This is a genomic window from Pseudomonas extremorientalis (assembly GCF_024584605.1).
GTDB lineage: Bacteria > Pseudomonadota > Gammaproteobacteria > Pseudomonadales > Pseudomonadaceae > Aquipseudomonas > Aquipseudomonas extremorientalis.
Genome location: NZ_CP089519.1, coordinates 3,293,374 through 3,312,539, shown reverse-complemented (window position 1 = coordinate 3,312,539; position 19,166 = coordinate 3,293,374). Strand labels below are relative to the sequence as shown.

The following is a 19,166-nucleotide window of genomic DNA, read 5'->3' as shown; positions in this document are numbered from 1 at the left end:
AACGGCGGGGGAGATCAGTACCACTGCTTGAAGCGGCGGATGTAGATCGTCTTCATCAGTTGGGCCACGCAGCAGTAGCTGAGCAGGGTGCCCACCAGCCATGGGAAGTAGGCCATCGGCAACGGTTGCAGGCCCACCAGGGTGCCCAGCGGCGAGAACGGCACATAGATCCCCAGTACGATCACCACGCAGGTCATCATCAACACCGGCCACGCGGCGGTGCTCTGGAAGAATGGGACCTTGCGGGTGCGCAACATGTGCACCACCAGGGTTTGCGAGAGCAGGCCCTCGATGAACCAGCCGGACTGGAACAGGGTCTGCATCTCGACGCTGTTGGCGGCGAACACGTACCACATCAGCGCAAAGGTGGTGATGTCGAAGATCGACGAAGTCGGCCCGATCCAGATCATGAAGCGGCCGATGTTTTTCGCATCCCACTTGCGCGGCTTGGCCAGGTATTCCTTGTCCATCTTGTCCCATGGCAACGCCAGCTGGGAGATGTCGTACATCAGGTTCTGCAGCAGCAGGTGGATCGACAGCATCGGCAGGAACGGAATGAACGCACTGGCCACCAGCACCGAGAACACGTTGCCGAAGTTGGAGCTGGCGGTCATGTTCAGGTACTTCATGATATTTCCGAAGGTTTCGCGGCCCTTGAGCACACCTTCTTCCAGCACCATCAGGCTCTTTTCCAGCAGGATGATATCGGCTGATTCCTTGGCGATATCGGTGGCGGTGTCGACCGAGATCCCCACGTCGGCATCACGCAGCGCCGGTGCATCGTTGATCCCGTCACCGAGGAAGCCCACGGTGTGGCCGTTGGCTTGCAGCGCCTTGAGCACCCGGGATTTCTGCAGCGGTGTCAGCTTGGCAAACACGGTACGTTCTTCCACGCGGCGCAGCAGCGTCGCGTCGTCCATCGCTTCGATTTCGGTGCCCAGCAACGGCTGGCCTGGATCGAGGCCGACCTGGCGGCAGATCTTGCTGGTGACCACGGCGTTATCGCCGGTGAGCACTTTGATCGCCACGCCAATCTGTTGCAGCGCGGCAATCGCAGGGCCGGCGGTTTCCTTCGGTGGATCAAGGAAGGTCAGGAAGCCCTGAATCACCAGGTTGCGCTCATCGGCCGTGGTGTACTGCTGACGCGCCAGGGATTTAGGGATGTGACGGGTCGCCACTACCAGCACGCGGAAACCGTCCTCGTTGTAGTCGTTGGCGATCGCCAGCAGTTCCTCGCGGCGACGATCATCCAGTGGCACCGCAGCGCCGGCTTCCATCACATGCGTGGAAATGCTCAGCATCTCTTCCACGGCGCCTTTGCACACCAGCAGTTGATCGTCGGCGGCATCCTTGACCACGATCGACAGGCGACGGCGGACGAAGTCGAACGGCAACTCATCCACTTTGCTGTAGGCAAACGGCACCTGGAACTTCGGATTACGTTCCGAGAACTCCACCACCGCCTGGTCCATCAGGTTTTTCATGCCGCTCTGGTGATGGCTGTTGAGCCAGGCCAGGGACAGCACGGCGTCGTCACGTTGGCCGAAGGCGTTGACGTGGTGTTCGAGGATGATCTTGTCCTGGGTCAGGGTGCCGGTCTTGTCGGTGCACAGCACATCCATCGAACCGAAGTTCTGGATCGCGTTGAGGCGCTTGACCACCACTTTGCGCTTGGCCATGGCCGTGGCGCCCTTGGCCAGGTTGGCGCTGACGATCATCGGCAGCATTTCCGGGGTGAGGCCTACGGCAACTGCCAGGGCAAACAGGAACGCATCCCCCCAATCACCCTTGGAGAAGCCATTGAGCAGGAACACGATCGGCACCATCACCAGCATGAAGCGGATCAGCAACCAACTGACGCTGTTCACGCCGCGGTCGAACGCGGTTTGCACCCGCGAGCCGACAATCGCCTTGGCCAGGGAGCCAAAGTAGGTGCGTGCCCCGGTGGCCACGACGACAGCCTGTGCCCGACCGCTGACCACGTTGGTGCCCATGAAGCAGATGTTGGGCAGGTCCAGCAGGTTGCCCTGGTCGGCGGCCATGGCGCTGGCGGATTTCTGTGTGACATCGCCGAGGGTGTCGTACTTTTCCACCGGCAAGGCTTCGCCGGTCAGCACCGCCTGGCTGATGAACAGGTCACGGGACTCGATCAGGCGGATATCGGCCGGGATCATGTCGCCGGCCGACAGCTGCACGATATCGCCGGCCACCAGCTCGCGCATCGGCACTTCACGCAGGGTCGGTTGCGAGCCCACTTGCTCACGGCGCAGCACGGTGGCCGTGGTGCGGACCATGGCCTTGAGGGCTTCGGCGGATTTGGCCGAGCGGTGTTCCTGCCAGAAGCGCAGCAGGCTGCTGAGCAATACCATGGTCATGATGATGATGACTTTGGTCGGGTCGGCGTCTTCGCCTTCCTGCATCGGCAGCCAGCAGTCAGTGAAGAAGCTGATACCGCCCAGGGTCAGCAGCACATAGATGAATGGGTTGTTCAGTGCCTGCAGGAACTGCACGATGGCGTGAGGCGGCTTGTCATGGGCAACTTCGTTGTAGCCTTCGCGTTGCAGGCGCGCCTGGGCGTCCAGCTCGGTGAGGCCGTCCTTGGTGGCGCGGACGTTGGCCAAGGTGGCCGACAATCCGTTCTGGGCTTCGCGGGCGGCGCGCATCGACAGTCTGGTGTCGGTGTGGCTGCTGCTCTTTTTGTTCAATGGGGCGTTTTTTACGGCGCTCATGGTGTGTGCTCCTGTCGCCAATTTTTCGACAAAACATACCCGTTACCGGCCTGATGACAGGCGAGCGAAAGCATGCCGAGTCGCTAACTTCGCGATCGGTTTAAATAAGGTGTTCACATAACTTCTACAGTGCCCGCTAACAGCGCGTTAATTAAGTAGCGCGCAGCGGGCTACTACTGGACGTGTTCATAAAAGAACGCCAGAACAATAATCAGGAAGTTGCTGTTTCCAGCCGGGTCAGGCGGCGCGAGCGCTCACATACAGACCGAGCATCAAGCTGGCCTTGGCCAGGCTGGAAACCTTGGGTCTCTGTGGGTCTTGAGGGTCGGCGTGATCCCAGTGCTGGACCAGTTGGCCACTGTCAGGGCAGATACGCCAATGCGCCAGCGGGTAGGCCGGGCGCACTTGGGGGGAGGGTGCAGCAAAGGTTGAGCGGGTAGGCGAAAAACCCACAGGCTCACGGCACAGCTTGGCACGCAGGGCGGCCGCGAGTGTGCGTACATCGGGCAAAGCAAGGGTTAGCAAGGTCATAACACACCTCGGGACCGGACAAGCGACCGGCGAGGCAGTTACGGTGGAGCATCAAGCTCTAGCGCAGCTTACCGGACCGGGGAGGCGAGTCCTGTCATGTTCTGGGTTTGGCGCCCGATGCCCGCCAAGGCGGTGCTCGGACAGCGACTAGATACTGTGTCCATTGGCTTCTTTTGTGAGGTTTAAAAAAGGCCCCAGCTGCAGGCACGGGCAATCTACTCAGGGCGATGCAGGATGTCAACGCTTAATGTATTAATTCATTAAAAGTTCAGAGTCTGTTCAGATAGAAGGCCTGTTTCAGTTCTGCTTCGGTTGTATCGTTACTTGCACTTCTTCAGCGTTGTGAGCGAGAAGTAGTTGTTTTTGAAGGTGGAGATGAACGGGCTTGTCTACATCCTCCCAGGGGGGATACGATCAGGCATCCTCGAAGGAGCCTCTCAATGAACGAGCATGTCCACCAAACCCATGACGCCATCGTCAAACGCCTCAAGCGTGCCGAAGGCCATTTGCGCAGCATCACCAGCATGATCGAGGCGCGGCGCCCGTGCGTGGATATCGCCCAGCAACTGCATGCGGTGGAGAAGGCGATCTGCCAGGCCAAGCGCACGCTGATCCAGGACCATCTCGACCATTGCCTGGAAGACAGCGTGACGCTGGATAGCCTGGCCTCGCTGGCTGAGCTCAAGCAACTGACCAAATACCTGTAGGCAACACGCCAGGGGGCTCCCATGTTCGACGTGCTCAGCAATAAAACTTACCGTCGCCTGTTCTTCGCCCAGGTGATAGCCCTGATCGGCACCGGCTTGACCACCGTCGCTCTGGGGTTGCTGGCGTTCGAGCTGGCAGGTGACCAGGCCGGCACCGTGCTGGGGACCGCATTGGCGATCAAGATGGTGGCCTATATCGGGGTGGCGCCAGTGGCGGCCGCCTTTGCCGAGCGCTTGCCGCGCCGGGCGATGCTGCTGGGCCTGGACCTGACACGCGCGCTGGTCGCGCTGGCGTTGCCCTTCGTCACAGAGGTGTGGCAGGTCTACCTGCTGATTTTTGTGCTGCAGTCGGCTTCGGCGGCCTTCACGCCGACCTTCCAGGCGACCATCCCCGACATCCTCACCGATGAGGTGCAGTACACCAAGGCGCTGTCTCTGGCGCGCCTGGCCTATGACCTGGAAAGTGTGGCCAGCCCGATCCTGGCGGCGATGCTGTTGAGCGTCATCAGCTTTCACAGCCTGTTCGCCGGGACCTCGATAGGGTTTCTGGTCTCGGCCCTGCTGGTGTCGTCGGTGCTCTTGCCCCAGGCGCGGATGGCGCTGCGGCGCGGTATCTATGACCGCACCACCCGTGGCCTGCGGATATTCCTGGCAACGCCGCGCCTGCGCGGTCTGCTGGCACTGAACCTGGCGGTGGCGGCTGCCAGTGCGATGGTCATCGTCAACAGCGTGGTGTTGGTGCAATCCGGGTTTGCCTTGCCGCAACGCTTCACGGCGTTTGCGCTGGCCGCGTTCGGCACCGGCTCGATGATGGCGGCGCTGGTGTTGCCAAGGTTGCTTGCGCGTCTCAACGACCGCGCGGCCATGCTGTCGGGCGGTGGGTTGCTGATCCTGGGGCTCAGTGTGGGCATCTACCTGTCTGAATACCGGCAAATGCTGGTGCTGTGGTGGGTGCTGGGGCTGGGCTATTCCCTGGCGCAGACCCCGGGCGGGCGCTTGCTGCGCCGCTCAGCCCATGCCGAGGACCGGCCGGCGCTGTTTGCCGCGCAATTCGCCTTGTCGCATAGCTGCTGGCTGGTGACATACCCCTTGGCCGGTTGGCTCAGCGCCAACTTCGGCATGGCGCAGACATTTGCCAGCCTCGCCTTCGTGGCCACCCTGGCTTTGATCGCATGCGCCAGTCTGTGGCGACCGGAACACGAGCAGGCAAGCGTGGCGCACGAACACCACGACCTGCCCGCCGGCCATCCGCACCTGCTGCACCATCACGCCGGCGTGCATGGGCATGCCTATGTGATCGATGACCTGCACCGCCGCTGGCCGGCCTGATCAGAGGCCTTGCCAGGCCAGCAGCGCCAGGTAGATCAGCACCAGCCCACAGGCGGCATAACTGATGCGCTGCCAAGTGGGCGAGGCGTTCTGCCGCAACAGGTTCACCAGAGCGGCAATCAGAAAGCATGACAAGATCGACGCGAGCATGAACCCGGCAAAGAACATCAGCGTCTGCCCGTGGCTGGGCGTGGTGCCGACAATCCCCGACAGCGCACTGCCCAGTGCGCCCCAGTAGACGATGTTCTTCGGGTTGGCCAGGGAAATTGCAGCGCCTACCGCCAGGGCATTTTGCCGAGTGCTGGCCGGCGCGCTGTCCGGTTGTGGCAGGTGCCAGGCATCGATCAGGCTGCGTACGCCCAGCCAGGCCAGGTACAACGCACACACCACCGTCAACGGCACACGCACCGTGTCATGCTGGATCAGCAGGGCGATCCCGGTCAGGCCGATCACCGCCCACACGGCATCGCCCACCAATGAGCCGAACTGCACCAGCAGGGCGGGTGTAAAGCCATGCAGCAAGCCACGGCGCAGGGTCTCCGCGAGCACGGCGCCGGGGGAGAGGCAAAACACAAAACCGAATATCAGTGCATAAAAAAAGATCTTCAGCATGCCCGCATTTCCTTCAAGTGAGGTGGGGCAGTGTGAGGATGTGCAGGTGCGGTGTCTTGGACCAGATTGCGCTGTTCAGCGCTTCACGGTGCTTTGATAGTGGCCAGGAGTGATGCCGTAGGCCGCCCGGAAATGCCGGTTCAGGTGACTCTGGTCGGCGAAGCCCAGGTCGTGGGCCGCCTCGCCGGCGGGAACCCCTTTGCGCAACAGACCTTTGGCGCGACGGGTACGCAACTGCATGGCCCACTCCCGGGGCGTCAGCCCGGTTTCTTTCTGGAAGGCACGCAGCAGGTGGAATTTGGACAACCCCAGTTCGCCGCCCAGGTGGTCCAGGGTCAGGGGTTGATGCAGGTGTTCGGCGAGTAATGCCTGGGCGCGGCTGATCAGGGGTTTGCCGGGGCTGGCGGTGCCGGGCAGACGTACGCCGCTGATGTTCACGACCTCTGCTAACAGCAGCACCAAGGCATCTTCATTCACGTCGCGAACCAGCGTGTCACCGTTTAGCGCACCCTTGATCGCGGCGGCCAGTCGCAGGGCAAGCTCGGGCTGAACACATAAGGCACGGTCAAATTCCAGATGCACCAGCCCCAGGTCCGCCGCCAATTGATCCGCCGTGGCGTACAGGCTCACAAAGTGCCAGGGCGCACCATCGGCCGCACCGCCGCCTTGAATCTGACCGGGGTTGTACAGGGTGATGGAGCCTGGGCCGGCGTGGAACTCGCGACGATCCAGCCAGACCTTTTCCTCGCCTGCCAGGTTCACGCCGATCACACATTCATCATGGCTGTGGCGGGCAAAAGTCAGGCCGGTGCAGGTGGTGCTGCTGACTTCATAGTTGCCCAGCCAGGCGTGTTGCACGGCGCTCATCGATTTCACTCAGTCGGGGACAGGCACGAGCATACGCTGGCAAGGGTGATCAAATCGACCGTTGATTGACCCGGCGCGACAGTTCACCGGCGCTTTCCTTGCGTTCCGAGTAACGGTCCACCAGGTCGGGACGGTCGCGCAGCAGCAGGGTGAAGCGCACCAGTTCTTCCATTACATCGACGACCCGATCATAAAGCGCCGAGGGTTTCATGCGGTCCTGTTCATCGAACTCCATGAAGGCCTTGGGTACCGAGGACTGGTTGGGGATGGTGAACATGCGCATCCAGCGCCCCAGCACCCGCAGCTGGTTGACGGTGTTGAAGGACTGGGAGCCGCCGGACACTTGCATCACCGCCAGGGTCTTGCCCTGGGTCGGGCGGACCGCGCCCAGGGTCAAGGGCACCCAGTCCAGTTGCGCCTTGAACACCGCCGACATCGAGCCATGCCGCTCGGGCGAGCACCACACCTGGCCTTCGGACCACTGCATCAGTTTCAGCAGTTCCTGCACCTTGGGGTGGTCGCTGGGCGCGTCATCCGGCAATGGCAGGCCGCTGGGGTTGAAGATGCGGGTATGCGCGCCGAAGTGCTGCAACAGCCGTGCGGCTTCTTCCACCAGCAGGCGGCTGAACGAGCGTTCGCGGGTCGAGCCGTAGAGCAGCAGGATGCGCGGCGGCTGGTCCGGGCTGGCCGGTTTTGAGTCGATCAGGGACAGGTCCAGATTGGGCAGCGTCGTCATAGGGCCTCCGATTACAACTGCGCAATGCGCGCGAGTTCCGCCTTGAGGTCGGCAGGGCTGAGTTCGCCGAAGGGCAGGACGAAGAACGCCCTGCAGCGTGTGGCGATGGTCTTCAGTGTGGCGTCGAATGCCGCTTGCACACTGGCGTCGTCACCCTGGACGTCCGACGGGTCTTCCAACCCCCAGTGCGCCTTCACGGCCGGCCCGAAGTACACCGGGCAGGCTTCGCCGGCGGCCTTGTCGCACACCGTAATCACCACATTCGGCGGGCTGCCTTCAAAGGCATCGTTGCCCTTGCTGTACAACCCTTCGGTACTGATCCCGGCCGCTTGCAACGTGCTCAAGCTACGTGGCAGCACCTGGCCCTTGGGAAAACTGCCGGAGCTGATCGCTTCGAAGCCTTCCGGCGCCAGGTGGTTGAACATGGCTTCGGACAAGATGCTGCGGCAGCTGTTGGCGGTACACATGAACAGGACTTTCATCGGGGTATCTCCGTTAGAAACTCAGGCGCAAGGCGAGGGCGGCGAGGGTGATCAACAGCACCGGCAGGGTCAGCACGATGCCGACCTTGAAGTAGTAGCCCCAGGTGATGCTGATGCCTTTGCGCGCCAGGATGTGCAGCCACAGCAAGGTGGCCAGGCTGCCGATAGGGGTGATCTTCGGGCCGAGGTCGCTGCCGATCACGTTGGCGTAGATCATCGCGTCCTTGACCACACCCACGGCATGGCTGGACTCGATGGACAGCGCGCCGATCAACACCGTCGGCAGATTGTTCATCGCCGACGACAGCAGCGCCGTCAGCACACCGGTGCCCATGGCAGCGCCCCACACGCCGTAAGTGGCAAACGTGTCGAGCCAGGTGGCCAGGTAGGTGGTCAGGCCGGCGTTGCGCAGACCGTAGACCACCAGGTACATGCCCAGGGAAAAGATCACGATCTGCCACGGCGCTTCCTTCAGCACTTTGCGCGTGGAAATCTTGTGCCCCTTTGCGGCGATCACCAGCAACAGCAGGGCACAGGCGGCGGAAATCGCACTGATCGGAATGCCCAGCGGTTCCAGGGCAAAGCACCCCACCAGCAGGATGCCCAACACCCACCAGCCGGCGCGGAAGGTCGCGCGGTCGTGGATGGCGCTGGCGGGGTCGTCCAGGTCGGCCGGGTCATAGGTTCGTGGAATATCGCGGCGGAAGAACCACAGCAACACCGCCAGGGTGGCCGCGACGCTGACGAAGTTCACCGGCACCATCACGGCGGCGTATTCGTTGAAACCGATCTTGAAGTAGTCGGCCGAAACGATGTTCACCAGGTTCGACACCACCAGCGGCAGGCTGGCCGTGTCGGCGATGAATCCCGCGCCCATGACGAAAGCCAGGGTTGCCGCCGGGGAAAAGCGCAGGGCCAGCAGCATCGACATCACGATGGGCGTCAGGATCAGCGCTGCACCGTCATTGGCAAACAACGCCGACACCAGCGCGCCGAGCAGCACCATGTAGGCAAACAAACGCCGTCCGCGTCCACGTCCCCAGCGCGCCACATGCAAGGCGGTCCAGGCAAAAAAACCGGCCTCATCCAGCAGCAGGCTGATGATGATCAGCGCGACAAAAGTACCGGTGGCATTCCAGATGATGTGCCATACCACTGGGATGTCGGCCAGGCTGATCACGCCGAAAGCCAGGGCCAGGATCGCGCCCAGGGTTGCGCTCCAGCCGACGCCCAGGCCTTTGGGCTGCCAGATGACCAGAACAATGGTGAAGATAAAAATCGCGATGGCGACAAGCATGGATAAACGCTCCGGTGGCTCAGCAGCAGGTACTGGCCCGTTGTGGTCGGTCGCCCATTGCATCCAGACGCAGTGCGTCGCTGTGCAACCAGGGCTGGTTGGCTTGCAAAGTGGTGTGCAGCACGGCAGTGACCCAGTCGGGTAATGCCGGATTGATGCGGTAATAGATCCATTGACCCTGACGACGATCCAGCAGCAAGCCGCAATTGCGCAGTTGCGCCAGGTGACGGGAGATTTTTGGCTGGCTGTCGTCCAAGGCATGGATCAGTTCGCACACGCAAAGTTCGCCTTCGCGCAGGATCAATAACGTCAGCCGTGCCCGGGTGGCATCGGCCAGGCATTTGAACAGGGTGGGCGGGGAGATGAGGTCCGACATGGTCAAGGCCTTCGTATATATGGTTATCCGAATATACGTATTTCCATATGTATCGGTCAAATCCTGTTTCAATTGACTTGGATCATATATCTCGAAAATCACCACAAGTGTCTGAAATTAAAATGAAACACGAATGTCCTAAAGTGCCTGCCCATTGCTGATGAAGGAAGACCCCGCGTGACCCGTGCCACTCGCAACCTGCGCAAGACCCTGGATTCCGTCGCGGAAAATAACGAAACCGCGGCGTTCGACCTGATGCGCGCCGTCGAAAAGCTCGGCGATGAAGTGCTGCGCCAGCGCCTGCTCAATACTATTCACCGACTCAACCAGGATGCCCACGAACTGCGCGAAGCGCGTGATTCGGTGGAACAAGTGTCGGTCCGGCTCGCCTGAGCAAGATCGTTCAAGACAACTCCATTGTTGCGCTGGCATGCTTGTCGACTGTCTGTCGATGAGCCGTTTCCATGCCTACTGCCTTACCTCATTACGCCTTCGCTCGCGGCGCCATTGCCGTCATTCCCTTGTCCCTGGCCTGCGCGCCCTGGGGACTGTTGGCCGGTTCCATGGCCATCGATGCACAATTCAGCCCGTTGGAAGCCCAGGGCCTTTCTGCCATCGTATTCGCCGGTGCTGCGCAACTGGTTGCCATCGGCATGGTCAAGAGCGGCGCCAGTCTGATTTCCATCGTGCTGACCACCTTGCTGCTGACCTCCCAGCATTTGCTGTATGGCATGCACTTGCGGCCGGTCCTTTCTCCCCTCAAGACCCGCTGGCGCATGAGCCTGGGCTTTCTGCTGACCGACGAATTCTTTGCGCTGGTCAGTCACTATGACCGCGAGACCTTCAATCGCTGGTATGCCTTGGGTGTCGGCCTGACGTTCTATATCGCCTGGAACCTGTTCACCCTGGCCGGCATCGTGCTTGGTAAAAGCATTCCCGGCCTCGACCAACTGGGCCTGGAATTTTCCATCGCCGCCACCTTCATCGCCTTGATTACGCCGGTGGTGCGTGACGTTCCCACGGTGGTCTGTGTGGCGGTGTCATTGCTGTTCTCGGTGTGGCTGAGCTTCCTGCATTGGGAATCGGCGGTGGTGGTGTCCGGCCTGCTGGGCATGAGCGCAGGGTATGCCTGCAAGCGACTGGGAGTAGGGCAGCAATGATCTACATCATGATTGTGGCCATGGGCCTGGTGGTGTTTCTCAACCGTTACCTGTTTATCGAGCCACGCCTGCCGGTGCGCCTCAACCGTGGCGCGCGGGAGTTTCTGGGATTCGCGGTGCCGGGGATGCTCACGGCGATTTGCGGGCCGATCATTTTCCTGGCTGACCACCAGCTCAACCTGAGCCCGGCCAACCCTTACCTGCTGGCGGGTATCAGCGCCGTGGCATTGATGTTCTGGACACGCAATGTGTTGATGACGGTGCTGCTGAGCATGGCGTTGTTCTATCTGTTCCGCTGGCTGCTCTGAGCACAACCGGGGCGAAAAAAAGCCCGCGGGAGCGCGGGCGGAAGGAAGACTTCTAAAAATGAGCGTGACCACTATAGGTCGCGCCTTGCCCCTTTACAGTGAAACAAAGTTCATGCGGCCATCAGTCCGGCCTGTGGCAATGGTACAGTCGCGTTTTTTTCCAACGGAGCAATGGCATGCACAAGGTGGTAATTGGCGCACTGGTACTGGCGGCCCTGGCCGGTTGCGCGGGTTCGAAGATGAAAGACGCGCGCGCAGGCACGCCTTACAAGACCCTGGCTTCGGACAAGGCCACCCTGGTCGTTGCCGAATGCGTGCAGTTCGGCTGGCAGGACGAAAGTGTGTTCGGCGTTGACGCCGGCGGCTTCAAGGAGCCGATCGGCGCGGGTGGCTTCACGGTGTACACCACCGCTGGCGATTACTTTGTCGATGTACAGAGCGCGGGCAGCGGTTCCACCATCAAGTACTACGCCATCGAAGACAACATGCCGGCCAAGCGCCGTTTGGCCGCACTGGCGACCTGCCTGTAATCCGTTGCCTTAGTCGATTTAGGAAATGCCTGGCACGACAGCCGCGAGGCATTCGCTTATGATTCACCGGCTCGCCCGACATGATGGCTCTTTACCAGTACACGGACGTCGAGGCCTAAACGTCGGGCGAGCTCCTTTTAACCTTCAGCGGGGCATGAAGCCCAGGTGCCAGCGCCGAGGGATCTTCAGCGATACCAGCCCCAGAAACCCCGCCAATACACCGCTGACGATCAGCGCCTTGAGCCCCAGCTGCTGCTCCAGCAGCGCACCGATCACCGCCCCCACAAACATCCCGGCCCAAGGGATCAACTGTACGCGCCAGCCATTGCGGCGCTCGCCGAGCAGCCAGCGCCCCAGCCCACGGCCAAAGCGTGACAGTGCACCGGTGACGTAAGTCAGTCCCACCGGCAGCCCGTTGACCTCTTCCACCGCAGCATTGAGCATGCCCATCGCGATGATCGCCGCCAGTAGCGCGGGCAACGTATCGGCGAAGGGCAGGAGTGCACCGCCGCACAGCAAGGCGGCAATACACAGCAGCAAGGGCAGGGCATGGCGACGGCTGAGTCGGCCGACCACCACGCCCAGCGCGTTACCCACCACAAAAGTTGCCACCAGCAACAGCAGCCGCCCGGTCAGGCCCAGGTCACCCGCGCTTATCGCCACCGCCAGGCGCGTAGTGTTCCCGCTCATGAACGAAACAAAGTCACCGCTCGCCATGAAGCCGATGGCATCGGTCATGCCCGCCAGCACCGACAGGCTGGCCACCAGCATCAGTCCGACGCGGCCACGCCAACGCTGTCGATGGGCCAGTGCGGCATTGACGTAGGGCTTTCGTGGCGAAGGCAACATAGGGCCGGGTTCCTCGGTGAGATTATCCGGCCACTACCGTAGGACGCTTTAAGCGCGCATGCAATGACCTCAGGCAGGCGTCAGGGTCCAACCCGCAGGATGCCAGTCCAGAAAGTGCGTCGGCCTGATCGCTTGCACAAACGCCGCGTCATGGGACACCACCAGCATTGCCCCGGCAAAACCTTGCATGGCTTGCTCAAACGCCATCACCGATTCCAGGTCCAAATGGTTGGTCGGCTCGTCCAGCAACAGCAATTGCGCCGGCACTGCGCGCCACAAGGCAACCGCAATCGCAGCCTTCAGGCGTTCGCCGCCGCTGAGTTGCCCGGCGGGTTGGGTCACACGCAGGGCATCCAGTTGCAGCAGGGCCAGGCGCGTGCGCAATTCGCCTTCCGCCAGCGGGGTGTCCAGCAGGTTCAGTTGTTCGACGATGGAACGGTGGTCGTCGAGCAGCGCGAGGTGCTGATCGATATAGGCGCTGGGCACGTGCACGTGGCATTCGCCGCTTTCTGCACGCCATTCTCCCGCCAGCACTTTGAGCAGCGTGGACTTGCCGCAACCGTTGGGTCCATGCACCGCCACACGCACCGGGCCGGTGAGGTGCACGTTGAGGCAGGTCGACGGCAGCCAGGGTAATTGCGCGTTGATCAACGACAGCACCTGTCGGCCGTTAGGTACCGCTGACGCAGGCAATGCCACCAGCGTCGGCGTTTCATCCTCGACCCGAGCATAGGCTTGGCGCACCTGGGCATCCAGCTCCTGTTTGTGTTGCTCATGCGCGCTGCGCACGGTGCTGACGATCTGCGAGGCAGCGCCTTTCCAGCGCGCTTTGGTGAAGCGATCGACTTTGGCCGTTTCCGCATGCTTGCGTGAGCGGGCGGCATGGCGTTGCAGGTTGTCGTGGCCTTTTTGCAGGCGCCGCTTTTCGCGGCTGCGTTCCAGGCGAGCGTGTTCCAGTGCGGCGACGGCGGCGTGCTGTTCAGCGTCGCGCTGTTGTCGATAGGCGTCGTAGTTCCCGCCATATAGGTTTACGCCGAGCGGCGACAGCTCAATGATGCGCCCCATTGCGTTGAGTAATTGCCGGTCATGGCTGACCACCACCAGGCCGCCACGCCATTCGTCGAGGACACGCAGCAGCCAGGCGCGGCCATCGCTATCGAGGTGGTTGGTGGGCTCATCGAGCACCAGCAACTGTGGCGCGGCCAGCAGCGCGCCGATGATCGCAACCCTGGCTAACTGGCCGCCGCTGAGTTGACGGGCTGGGGTATCAACAGAAAGCCGCGACAACCCTGCGGCATTCAAGCTACTGCGCAAACGCTCGGCCAAGTCCCAACGATCATCGATCAATTCGAGGTCATCGATCTGTGGGGCGCCTCGGGCCATGCGCTCAAGGGCGGTCAATATCGCTGCGGTGCCGGTAAGATCGGCGACGGTATCGCCCGGCGCTACCACGACGTTCTGCGCTACATAGATCACGCTGCGTGGGCAATTCAACGAGCCGGAGGAGGGCGACAACAGCCCCGCGATCAATTTGGCGAGTACACTTTTTCCTCGACCATTGCGCCCCACGATACCGGTGGGGGTGTAATCGATGGACAGGTTGAGGTCATCCAGCAGCGTCTCGCCATTGGCGAACCGGAAGGATAAATGTTGCAGGGAAACAAGCACAGGCAGCCGGTTGACGTCAGTCATCAGCACCTCCAAAAAAATGTCGGACAGGCCAACAAGCGCGCCAGGCGGCTCGTTGCGGGTACATTTTGGAAGGCTTAGTGGTTCACGTCGGCGGTCGTCCTGCGCATCAGAAGGGAGGCAAAGCCTAACCCGCCTTGGCTTTTTTCGGCAAGTCTTGCGCCAGTTGCTCCAGGAACATCGCCAAGGCCACTTCTTCGGCCTTGAGCCCTTTGCGCAGTCTTGGTTTGGGCAATTTGGAGAGTTCACCGAGGCTGAAATGCTCCAGCACGGCCGGGTGGATATAGCATTTGCGGCACACCGCCGGCGTGTTGCCCAGCTGCCTGGCGACGTCCTTGACCATCGCCACCACATGCCGCTTGGCATCCGACTCAGGCTGCCATTCCAGCTCGCGCAACACCGCCAGCGCCATGGCGGTGCCGGCCCAGGTGCGGTAGTCCTTGGCGGTGAAGTCGGCGCCGGTGAGGCGGTGCAGGTAGTCATTGACGTCCTGGGAACTGACGGTGTGCCGTACACCGTCTTCGTCCAGGTACTGGAACAGGTTCTGCCCCGGCAGCTCCATGCAGCGTTTGACCACCGTGGCCAGGCGCCGGTCCTTGACGCTGATCTGGTGCTCTACGCCGCTCTTTCCACGAAACTGGAACTGGATCTCGCTGCCTTTGACATCCACATGACGGGTGCGCAGGGTGGTCAGCCCGTAGGACTTGTTGTCCCGCGCATACTGAGTATTGCCGACCCGGATCAGCGTCGCGTCCAGCAGCATGACGACCGTGGCCAGGACTTTTTCGCGGGTAAAGCCGGGTTCGGCGATTTGCGCTTCCAACTGTTTGCGCAGCTTCGGCAAGGCGTTGCCAAATTCCTGCAGGCGCGAGTATTTGTCGCTGTCGCGCACCTCACGCCAGCGCGCGTGATAGCGATACTGCTTGCGCCCGCGCGCGTCGCGGCCGGTCGCTTGCAGATGGCCTTGCGGGTCGGCGCAGATCCACACATCGGTGTAGGCCGGCGGTACGGCGAGGGCGTTGAGGCGCTTGATCTCATCCGCATCGCGGATACGCTCGCCCTTGGAATCGAAATACTGGAACTTGCCCCGCAGCGTCTTGCGACGGATGCCGGGCTGGGTGTCGTCAACGTAATGCAGGTCGCGGGGCAGCGCAGAGTCGGACATGGGGCGGGTTCCTTGGCAACACATCAGGCCGGTATGTCTGATTGACCGCAGCCGTATGCGGTCGTGCCAAAAGATTGCTCAAGCCAGCACGGCGACCGCCTTGATCTGCGCCCACAACGTTTGGCCGGGGTGCAGTTGCAACTGGTCGCGGGAGAATCGCGTGATGCGCGCCAACAGCGGCGAGCCTCCCGCGTCCAGGCGTACCAGCACGTGAGCGCTGTTGTCCGCGGCAATTTCCTGGGTGACGGTGACCGGCAGGCGGTTGAGGATGCTGCTGTGCTCCTCGGCTTGCAGGCTGAGGCTCACGTCGCGCGCCTGCACCTTGATGCGCAGCGCCTTGCCCAGCGCCAGCGGTGCATGGGCTACGCGCATGTGCAGGGCGCTGGCGGGCAGTTGCAGCGTGAGCAATTGGTAGTGGTCGTCGTAGGCACTGACCGTACCATTGATGACCACACCGGCATCGTCACCCCGCGCCAGGGGCAGGTCGAGACGTGCCAGGGTTTCACCGATGGGGCCGCTGGCCAGGGCCTTGCCCTCGCTGAGCAGCACGATGTGATCGGCCAGGCGTGCCACTTCATCCTGGGCATGGCTAACGTACAGCACCGGGATATCCAGTTCATCGTGCAGGCGTTCGAGGTACGGCAGGATTTCACCCTTTCGCTGACTGTCGAGGGCAGCCAGCGGCTCGTCCATCAGCAGCAGGCTCGGGCTGGTGAGCAAGGCGCGGGCGATACCGATGCGCTGGCGCTCGCCGCCGGAGAGGTGTTGGGGATGGCGCTCGAGCAGATGACCGATGCCCAGCAACTCAGTGGCCTGGGCCATGTCCACACGACGCTGTTGACGGGCAATCCGCTTGAGGCCGAACTCCAGGTTGGCGCGTACCGACAGGTGCGGGAACAGGCTGGCCTCCTGAAACACGTAGCCCAGCGCGCGTTTATGCGGCGGCACGAACAGCCCGTTACGACTGTGTTGCCAGACGTCATCATTGATCTGGATGAAGCCGTCTCCGGCGCGTTCCAGCCCGGCGATGCAGCGCAGGCAGGTGGTCTTGCCGGAACCGGAATGCCCAAACAGCGCGGTTACGCCTCGGCCGGGCAGGTGCAGGTCCACATCGAGGGCAAAGCTTGTGTACTTGAGGTTCAGGCGCACATTGATCATCGACATCAGCTCCAGCCCATCCTGGTTTTACGGCTGGAGTAGAGCGCCAGCAACACGAGGAACGCGAACACCACCATGGAGCCGGCCAGCCAATGGGCCTGGGCGTATTCCATGGCTTCCACATGGTCGTAGATCTGCACGGAGACCACGCGGGTCTTGTCCGGGATATTGCCGCCGATCATCAGCACCACGCCGAATTCGCCGACGGTGTGTGCAAAGCCCAGGATCGAGGCGGTGATAAAGCCGGGGCGGGCCAGGGGCAGAATCACCGTGAGAAAAGTGTCCCACGGGTTGGCACGCAAGGTTGCGGCCACTTCCAGTGGGCGTGTGCCGATGGCGGAGAAGGCGTTTTGCAACGGCTGCACCACAAACGGCATGGAATAGATCACTGAGCCGATCACCAGTCCGGCGAAGCTGAAGGTGAGGGTGCCCAGGCCCAACCACTGAGTGAACTGGCCGAAATAGCCATTGGGTCCCATGGTCAACAACAGGTAGAAACCGATCACCGTCGGCGGCAACACCAACGGCAAGGCGACGACCGCACCAATGGGGCCGCGCCACCAGGAACGGGTGCGCGACAGCCACAAGGCAATCGGAGTGCCGATGACCAGCAGGATCACGGTGGTCAGTGAGGCCAGTTTGAGGGTCAACCAGATAGCGGAGAAATCGGCACTCGATAACGGCATTTACTTGGCCAGCTCGTAACCAAAGGACTTGATGACGGCAGCGGCTTTAGGCCCCTTGAGGTATTCGACCAGTGCCTTGGCAGCGGCGCTGTCTTTGCCCTTGTTGAGGATCACTGCGTCCTGTTTGATCGGGTCGTGCATGGACGCCGGGACGATCCACGCCGAACCGCTGGTGACGTTGCCGTCTTTATAGATCTGCGACAAGGCCACAAAGCCCAGCTCGGCGTTGCCGGTGGACACGAACTGATAAGCCTGGGTGATGTTCTGGCCTTCGACAATCTTGTCCTTGACCTTGTCGGTCAGACCTTCCTTGGCCAACACCTGAGTGGCAGCCAGGCCATAGGGTGCGGCTTTCGGGTTGGCAATCGACAGGTGCTTGAACTCGTTTTTCTTCAATACGTCGCCTTTGGCGTCGACGTAACCGTCCTTCGCCGACCACAGCGCCAGGGTGCCGACGGCGTAGGTGAAGCGCGAACCCTTGACGGTGTCGCCTTCGCTTTCAAGCTTCTGCGGGGTGGTGTCGTCGGCGCTCAGGAACACTTCGAACGGCGCGCCATTCTTGATCTGGGTGTAGAACTGGCCGGTGGCACCGTAGGCCGCGACCAGTTTGTGCCCGGTATCTTTCTCGAAGTCGGTGGCGATCGCCTGGATCGGTGCAGTGAAGTTGGCTGCGACGGCCACCTGGACTTCATCGGCGTGGGCCGAACCGAATGCCAGGGCAACGGCCAGGATGGCCAGGCGTGAGGCATGACTCTTCATGAAACAGCTCCTTTGAGGGTGTACGGCTTGTTATAGGTAGAAGGCTTAACCGCTATGTATGGGAATATATAGCGGTTGGCCTTTGCCGGTACAGTGCAAAGTTGCCACACAGCCGAGTGCTAGTTGAGCTTGGCCAGCGCCTGCTCCGCCAATTCACGGGTCAGTTCATAAGTCGTGGTGTCTTTGCCCAGGCGCAGTGCCTGACCGGACCACAGGTTGCTGAAGCCCGCTTCATCCTTGGCCTTGAGCGGTATCAACGCGCCACCGGAAGTGGGGAACGCCGGTGCGGCCGGGTTGATCGCGCCCAACTCGCGCATTACCCGGTTGACGATGCCCCGTGCCGGGCGACCGGTGAACAGGTTGGTCAGCGCGGTTTCGCTGGCCTGGGCATGGCGCAAAGCATAGTGATGTGAGGCCGTGACGTTGGCTTCGGGAGTAAACAGGTACGCCGTGCCAATCTGCACCGCCGAGGCGCCGAGGGCGAACGCTGCGACAATCCCGCGCGCATCACCGATGCCGCCGGCGGCAATCACTGGCACGCTGACGGCGTCGACGACTTGCGGCAACAAGGCGAACAGGCCGATCTGGGTATTGAGGTCGTCGCTGAGGAACAATCCACGGTGCCCGCCGGCCTCACTGCCCATGGCGATGATTGCATCGCAGCCATGCTGTTCCAGCCAGATCGCTTCTTCCACCGTGGTGGCCGAAGACAGCACGTTGGCACCAGTGGCTTTCACCCGATCCAGCAGGGACTTTTCCGGCAAACCGAAGTGAAAGCTGACCACTTCGGGGCGGAATTCTTCGACGACCTGGCACGCGGCGTCATTGAACGGTTCACGGTTGGAGACCGGGGTGGGCGCATCAAAGTCGGCGCCCAGTTCGCGGTAGTAGGGTTCCAGCAGTGCCTTCCAGCGGCGATCACGCTCGGGGTCTGGCGTGGGCGGTTGGTGGCAGAAGAAATTGACGTTGATCGGACGTGGGCTGGCCTGGCGGATGGCGGTCAGCGCTTCGCGCAGCTGCTCGATGCTCAGCGCAGCAGCCGGCAGCGAACCCAACGCACCGGCCTGATTCGCGGCGATAACCATGGCGGTGGTCGTGCCCACCGCCATGGGGGCCTGGATGATGGGCAACTGAATGCCCAGCAGGTCGAGAAGGCGGGTGTCTGGCCAGGTGCTCATGGGATGCGTCTCCAGCGT

21 protein-coding genes are annotated in these 19,166 nt (G+C 61.8%); 6 read left to right on the top strand and 15 right to left on the bottom strand.

Annotated features, from left to right (window positions below; genetic code table 11):
• Positions 1-14 precede the first annotated feature (14 nt).
• The gene (mgtA, locus tag LUU92_RS14665; protein ID WP_252992366.1) at positions 15-2,729 is read right to left on the bottom strand and encodes a magnesium-translocating P-type ATPase; all 2,715 of its coding nucleotides are present in this window, start codon (positions 2,727-2,729) and stop codon (positions 15-17) included.
• Positions 2,730-2,966: 237 nt separating this feature from the next.
• Positions 2,967-3,260: a hypothetical protein gene (locus tag LUU92_RS14660; RefSeq protein ID WP_071488216.1), complete on the bottom strand. Its 294-nt coding sequence runs from the start codon at positions 3,258-3,260 to the stop codon at positions 2,967-2,969.
• Positions 3,261-3,700: 440 nt separating this feature from the next.
• On the opposite strand from LUU92_RS14660, the gene LUU92_RS14655 reads away from it, so the two are divergent.
• Both LUU92_RS14655 and LUU92_RS14650 read left to right on the top strand, forming a co-directional pair.
• Complete coding sequence (locus LUU92_RS14655; RefSeq protein WP_257102176.1) at positions 3,701-3,967, top strand: metal-sensing transcriptional repressor; 267 nt, start codon at positions 3,701-3,703, stop codon at positions 3,965-3,967.
• A 21-nt stretch (positions 3,968-3,988) separates the two neighbouring features.
• Positions 3,989-5,296, top strand: a complete 1,308-nt coding sequence (locus LUU92_RS14650) for an MFS transporter (protein WP_257102175.1) — start codon at positions 3,989-3,991, stop codon at positions 5,294-5,296.
• On the opposite strand, the gene LUU92_RS14645 is transcribed toward LUU92_RS14650, so the two are convergent.
• The 6 genes from LUU92_RS14645 to LUU92_RS14620 form a co-directional block, all read right to left on the bottom strand.
• Positions 5,297-5,908, bottom strand: a complete 612-nt coding sequence (locus LUU92_RS14645) for a LysE family transporter (RefSeq protein WP_257102174.1) — start codon at positions 5,906-5,908, stop codon at positions 5,297-5,299. It abuts the gene before it with no gap.
• A gap of 75 nt (positions 5,909-5,983) precedes the next feature.
• Positions 5,984-6,775, bottom strand: coding sequence for an AraC family transcriptional regulator (locus LUU92_RS14640; RefSeq protein ID WP_071488220.1), 792 nt, complete (start codon positions 6,773-6,775; stop codon positions 5,984-5,986).
• A 49-nt stretch (positions 6,776-6,824) separates the two neighbouring features.
• A complete protein-coding gene (arsH, locus tag LUU92_RS14635; protein WP_257102173.1) occupies positions 6,825-7,511 on the bottom strand; it encodes an arsenical resistance protein ArsH in 687 nt (228 codons plus the stop codon).
• Positions 7,512-7,522: 11 nt separating this feature from the next.
• Entirely contained in the window at positions 7,523-7,993 is a 471-nt protein-coding gene (locus LUU92_RS14630; RefSeq protein WP_257102172.1) for an arsenate reductase ArsC, read from the bottom strand.
• A gap of 13 nt (positions 7,994-8,006) precedes the next feature.
• Entirely contained in the window at positions 8,007-9,290 is a 1,284-nt protein-coding gene (locus tag LUU92_RS14625) for an arsenic transporter (protein ID WP_071488223.1), read from the bottom strand.
• 19 nt (positions 9,291-9,309) lie between these two features.
• Positions 9,310-9,666 (bottom strand): metalloregulator ArsR/SmtB family transcription factor, encoded by a 357-nt coding sequence (locus LUU92_RS14620; RefSeq protein WP_257102171.1) that lies wholly within the window; start codon positions 9,664-9,666, stop codon positions 9,310-9,312.
• A gap of 177 nt (positions 9,667-9,843) precedes the next feature.
• On the opposite strand from LUU92_RS14620, the gene LUU92_RS14615 reads away from it, so the two are divergent.
• The 4 genes from LUU92_RS14615 to LUU92_RS14600 all read left to right on the top strand — a co-directional run bounded on the left by LUU92_RS14615 (position 9,844) and on the right by LUU92_RS14600 (position 11,664).
• Positions 9,844-10,059, top strand: a complete 216-nt coding sequence (locus tag LUU92_RS14615) for a hypothetical protein (RefSeq protein ID WP_025856028.1) — start codon at positions 9,844-9,846, stop codon at positions 10,057-10,059.
• Between the two features lie 71 nt (positions 10,060-10,130).
• Positions 10,131-10,826, top strand: coding sequence for an AzlC family ABC transporter permease (locus LUU92_RS14610; protein WP_071488225.1), 696 nt, complete (start codon positions 10,131-10,133; stop codon positions 10,824-10,826).
• On the top strand, positions 10,823-11,134 hold the full coding sequence (locus tag LUU92_RS14605) for a branched-chain amino acid transport AzlD family protein (RefSeq protein WP_071488226.1): 312 nt from the start codon (positions 10,823-10,825) through the stop codon (positions 11,132-11,134). The genes LUU92_RS14610 and LUU92_RS14605 overlap by 4 nt, the downstream gene beginning before the upstream one ends.
• Before the next feature lie 176 nt (positions 11,135-11,310).
• Entirely contained in the window at positions 11,311-11,664 is a 354-nt protein-coding gene (locus LUU92_RS14600; RefSeq protein WP_257102170.1) for a hypothetical protein, read from the top strand.
• 144 nt (positions 11,665-11,808) lie between these two features.
• Here LUU92_RS14600 and LUU92_RS14595 read toward each other — a convergent pair whose 3' ends face one another.
• The 7 genes from LUU92_RS14595 to LUU92_RS14565 form a co-directional block, all read right to left on the bottom strand.
• A complete protein-coding gene (locus LUU92_RS14595; RefSeq protein WP_071488228.1) occupies positions 11,809-12,513 on the bottom strand; it encodes a YoaK family protein in 705 nt (234 codons plus the stop codon).
• Between the two features lie 69 nt (positions 12,514-12,582).
• Entirely contained in the window at positions 12,583-14,205 is a 1,623-nt protein-coding gene (locus LUU92_RS14590; RefSeq protein WP_257102169.1) for an ABC-F family ATP-binding cassette domain-containing protein, read from the bottom strand.
• A 124-nt stretch (positions 14,206-14,329) separates the two neighbouring features.
• Positions 14,330-15,367 carry a DNA topoisomerase IB gene (locus LUU92_RS14585; RefSeq protein WP_071488230.1) on the bottom strand — a complete coding sequence of 346 codons (1,038 nt, stop codon included), beginning with the start codon at positions 15,365-15,367 and terminating at the stop codon, positions 14,330-14,332.
• Positions 15,368-15,445: 78 nt separating this feature from the next.
• Positions 15,446-16,525, bottom strand: a complete 1,080-nt coding sequence (modC, locus tag LUU92_RS14580; protein ID WP_257103856.1) for a molybdenum ABC transporter ATP-binding protein — start codon at positions 16,523-16,525, stop codon at positions 15,446-15,448.
• A 5-nt stretch (positions 16,526-16,530) separates the two neighbouring features.
• A complete protein-coding gene (gene modB, locus LUU92_RS14575) occupies positions 16,531-17,211 on the bottom strand; it encodes a molybdate ABC transporter permease subunit (protein WP_257102168.1) in 681 nt (226 codons plus the stop codon).
• Complete coding sequence (gene modA / locus LUU92_RS14570) at positions 17,212-17,970, bottom strand: molybdate ABC transporter substrate-binding protein (RefSeq protein WP_071488232.1); 759 nt, start codon at positions 17,968-17,970, stop codon at positions 17,212-17,214. It abuts the gene before it with no gap.
• A 119-nt stretch (positions 17,971-18,089) separates the two neighbouring features.
• Entirely contained in the window at positions 18,090-19,148 is a 1,059-nt protein-coding gene (locus LUU92_RS14565) for an NAD(P)H-dependent flavin oxidoreductase (RefSeq protein ID WP_222539735.1), read from the bottom strand.
• Positions 19,149-19,166 lie beyond the last annotated feature (18 nt).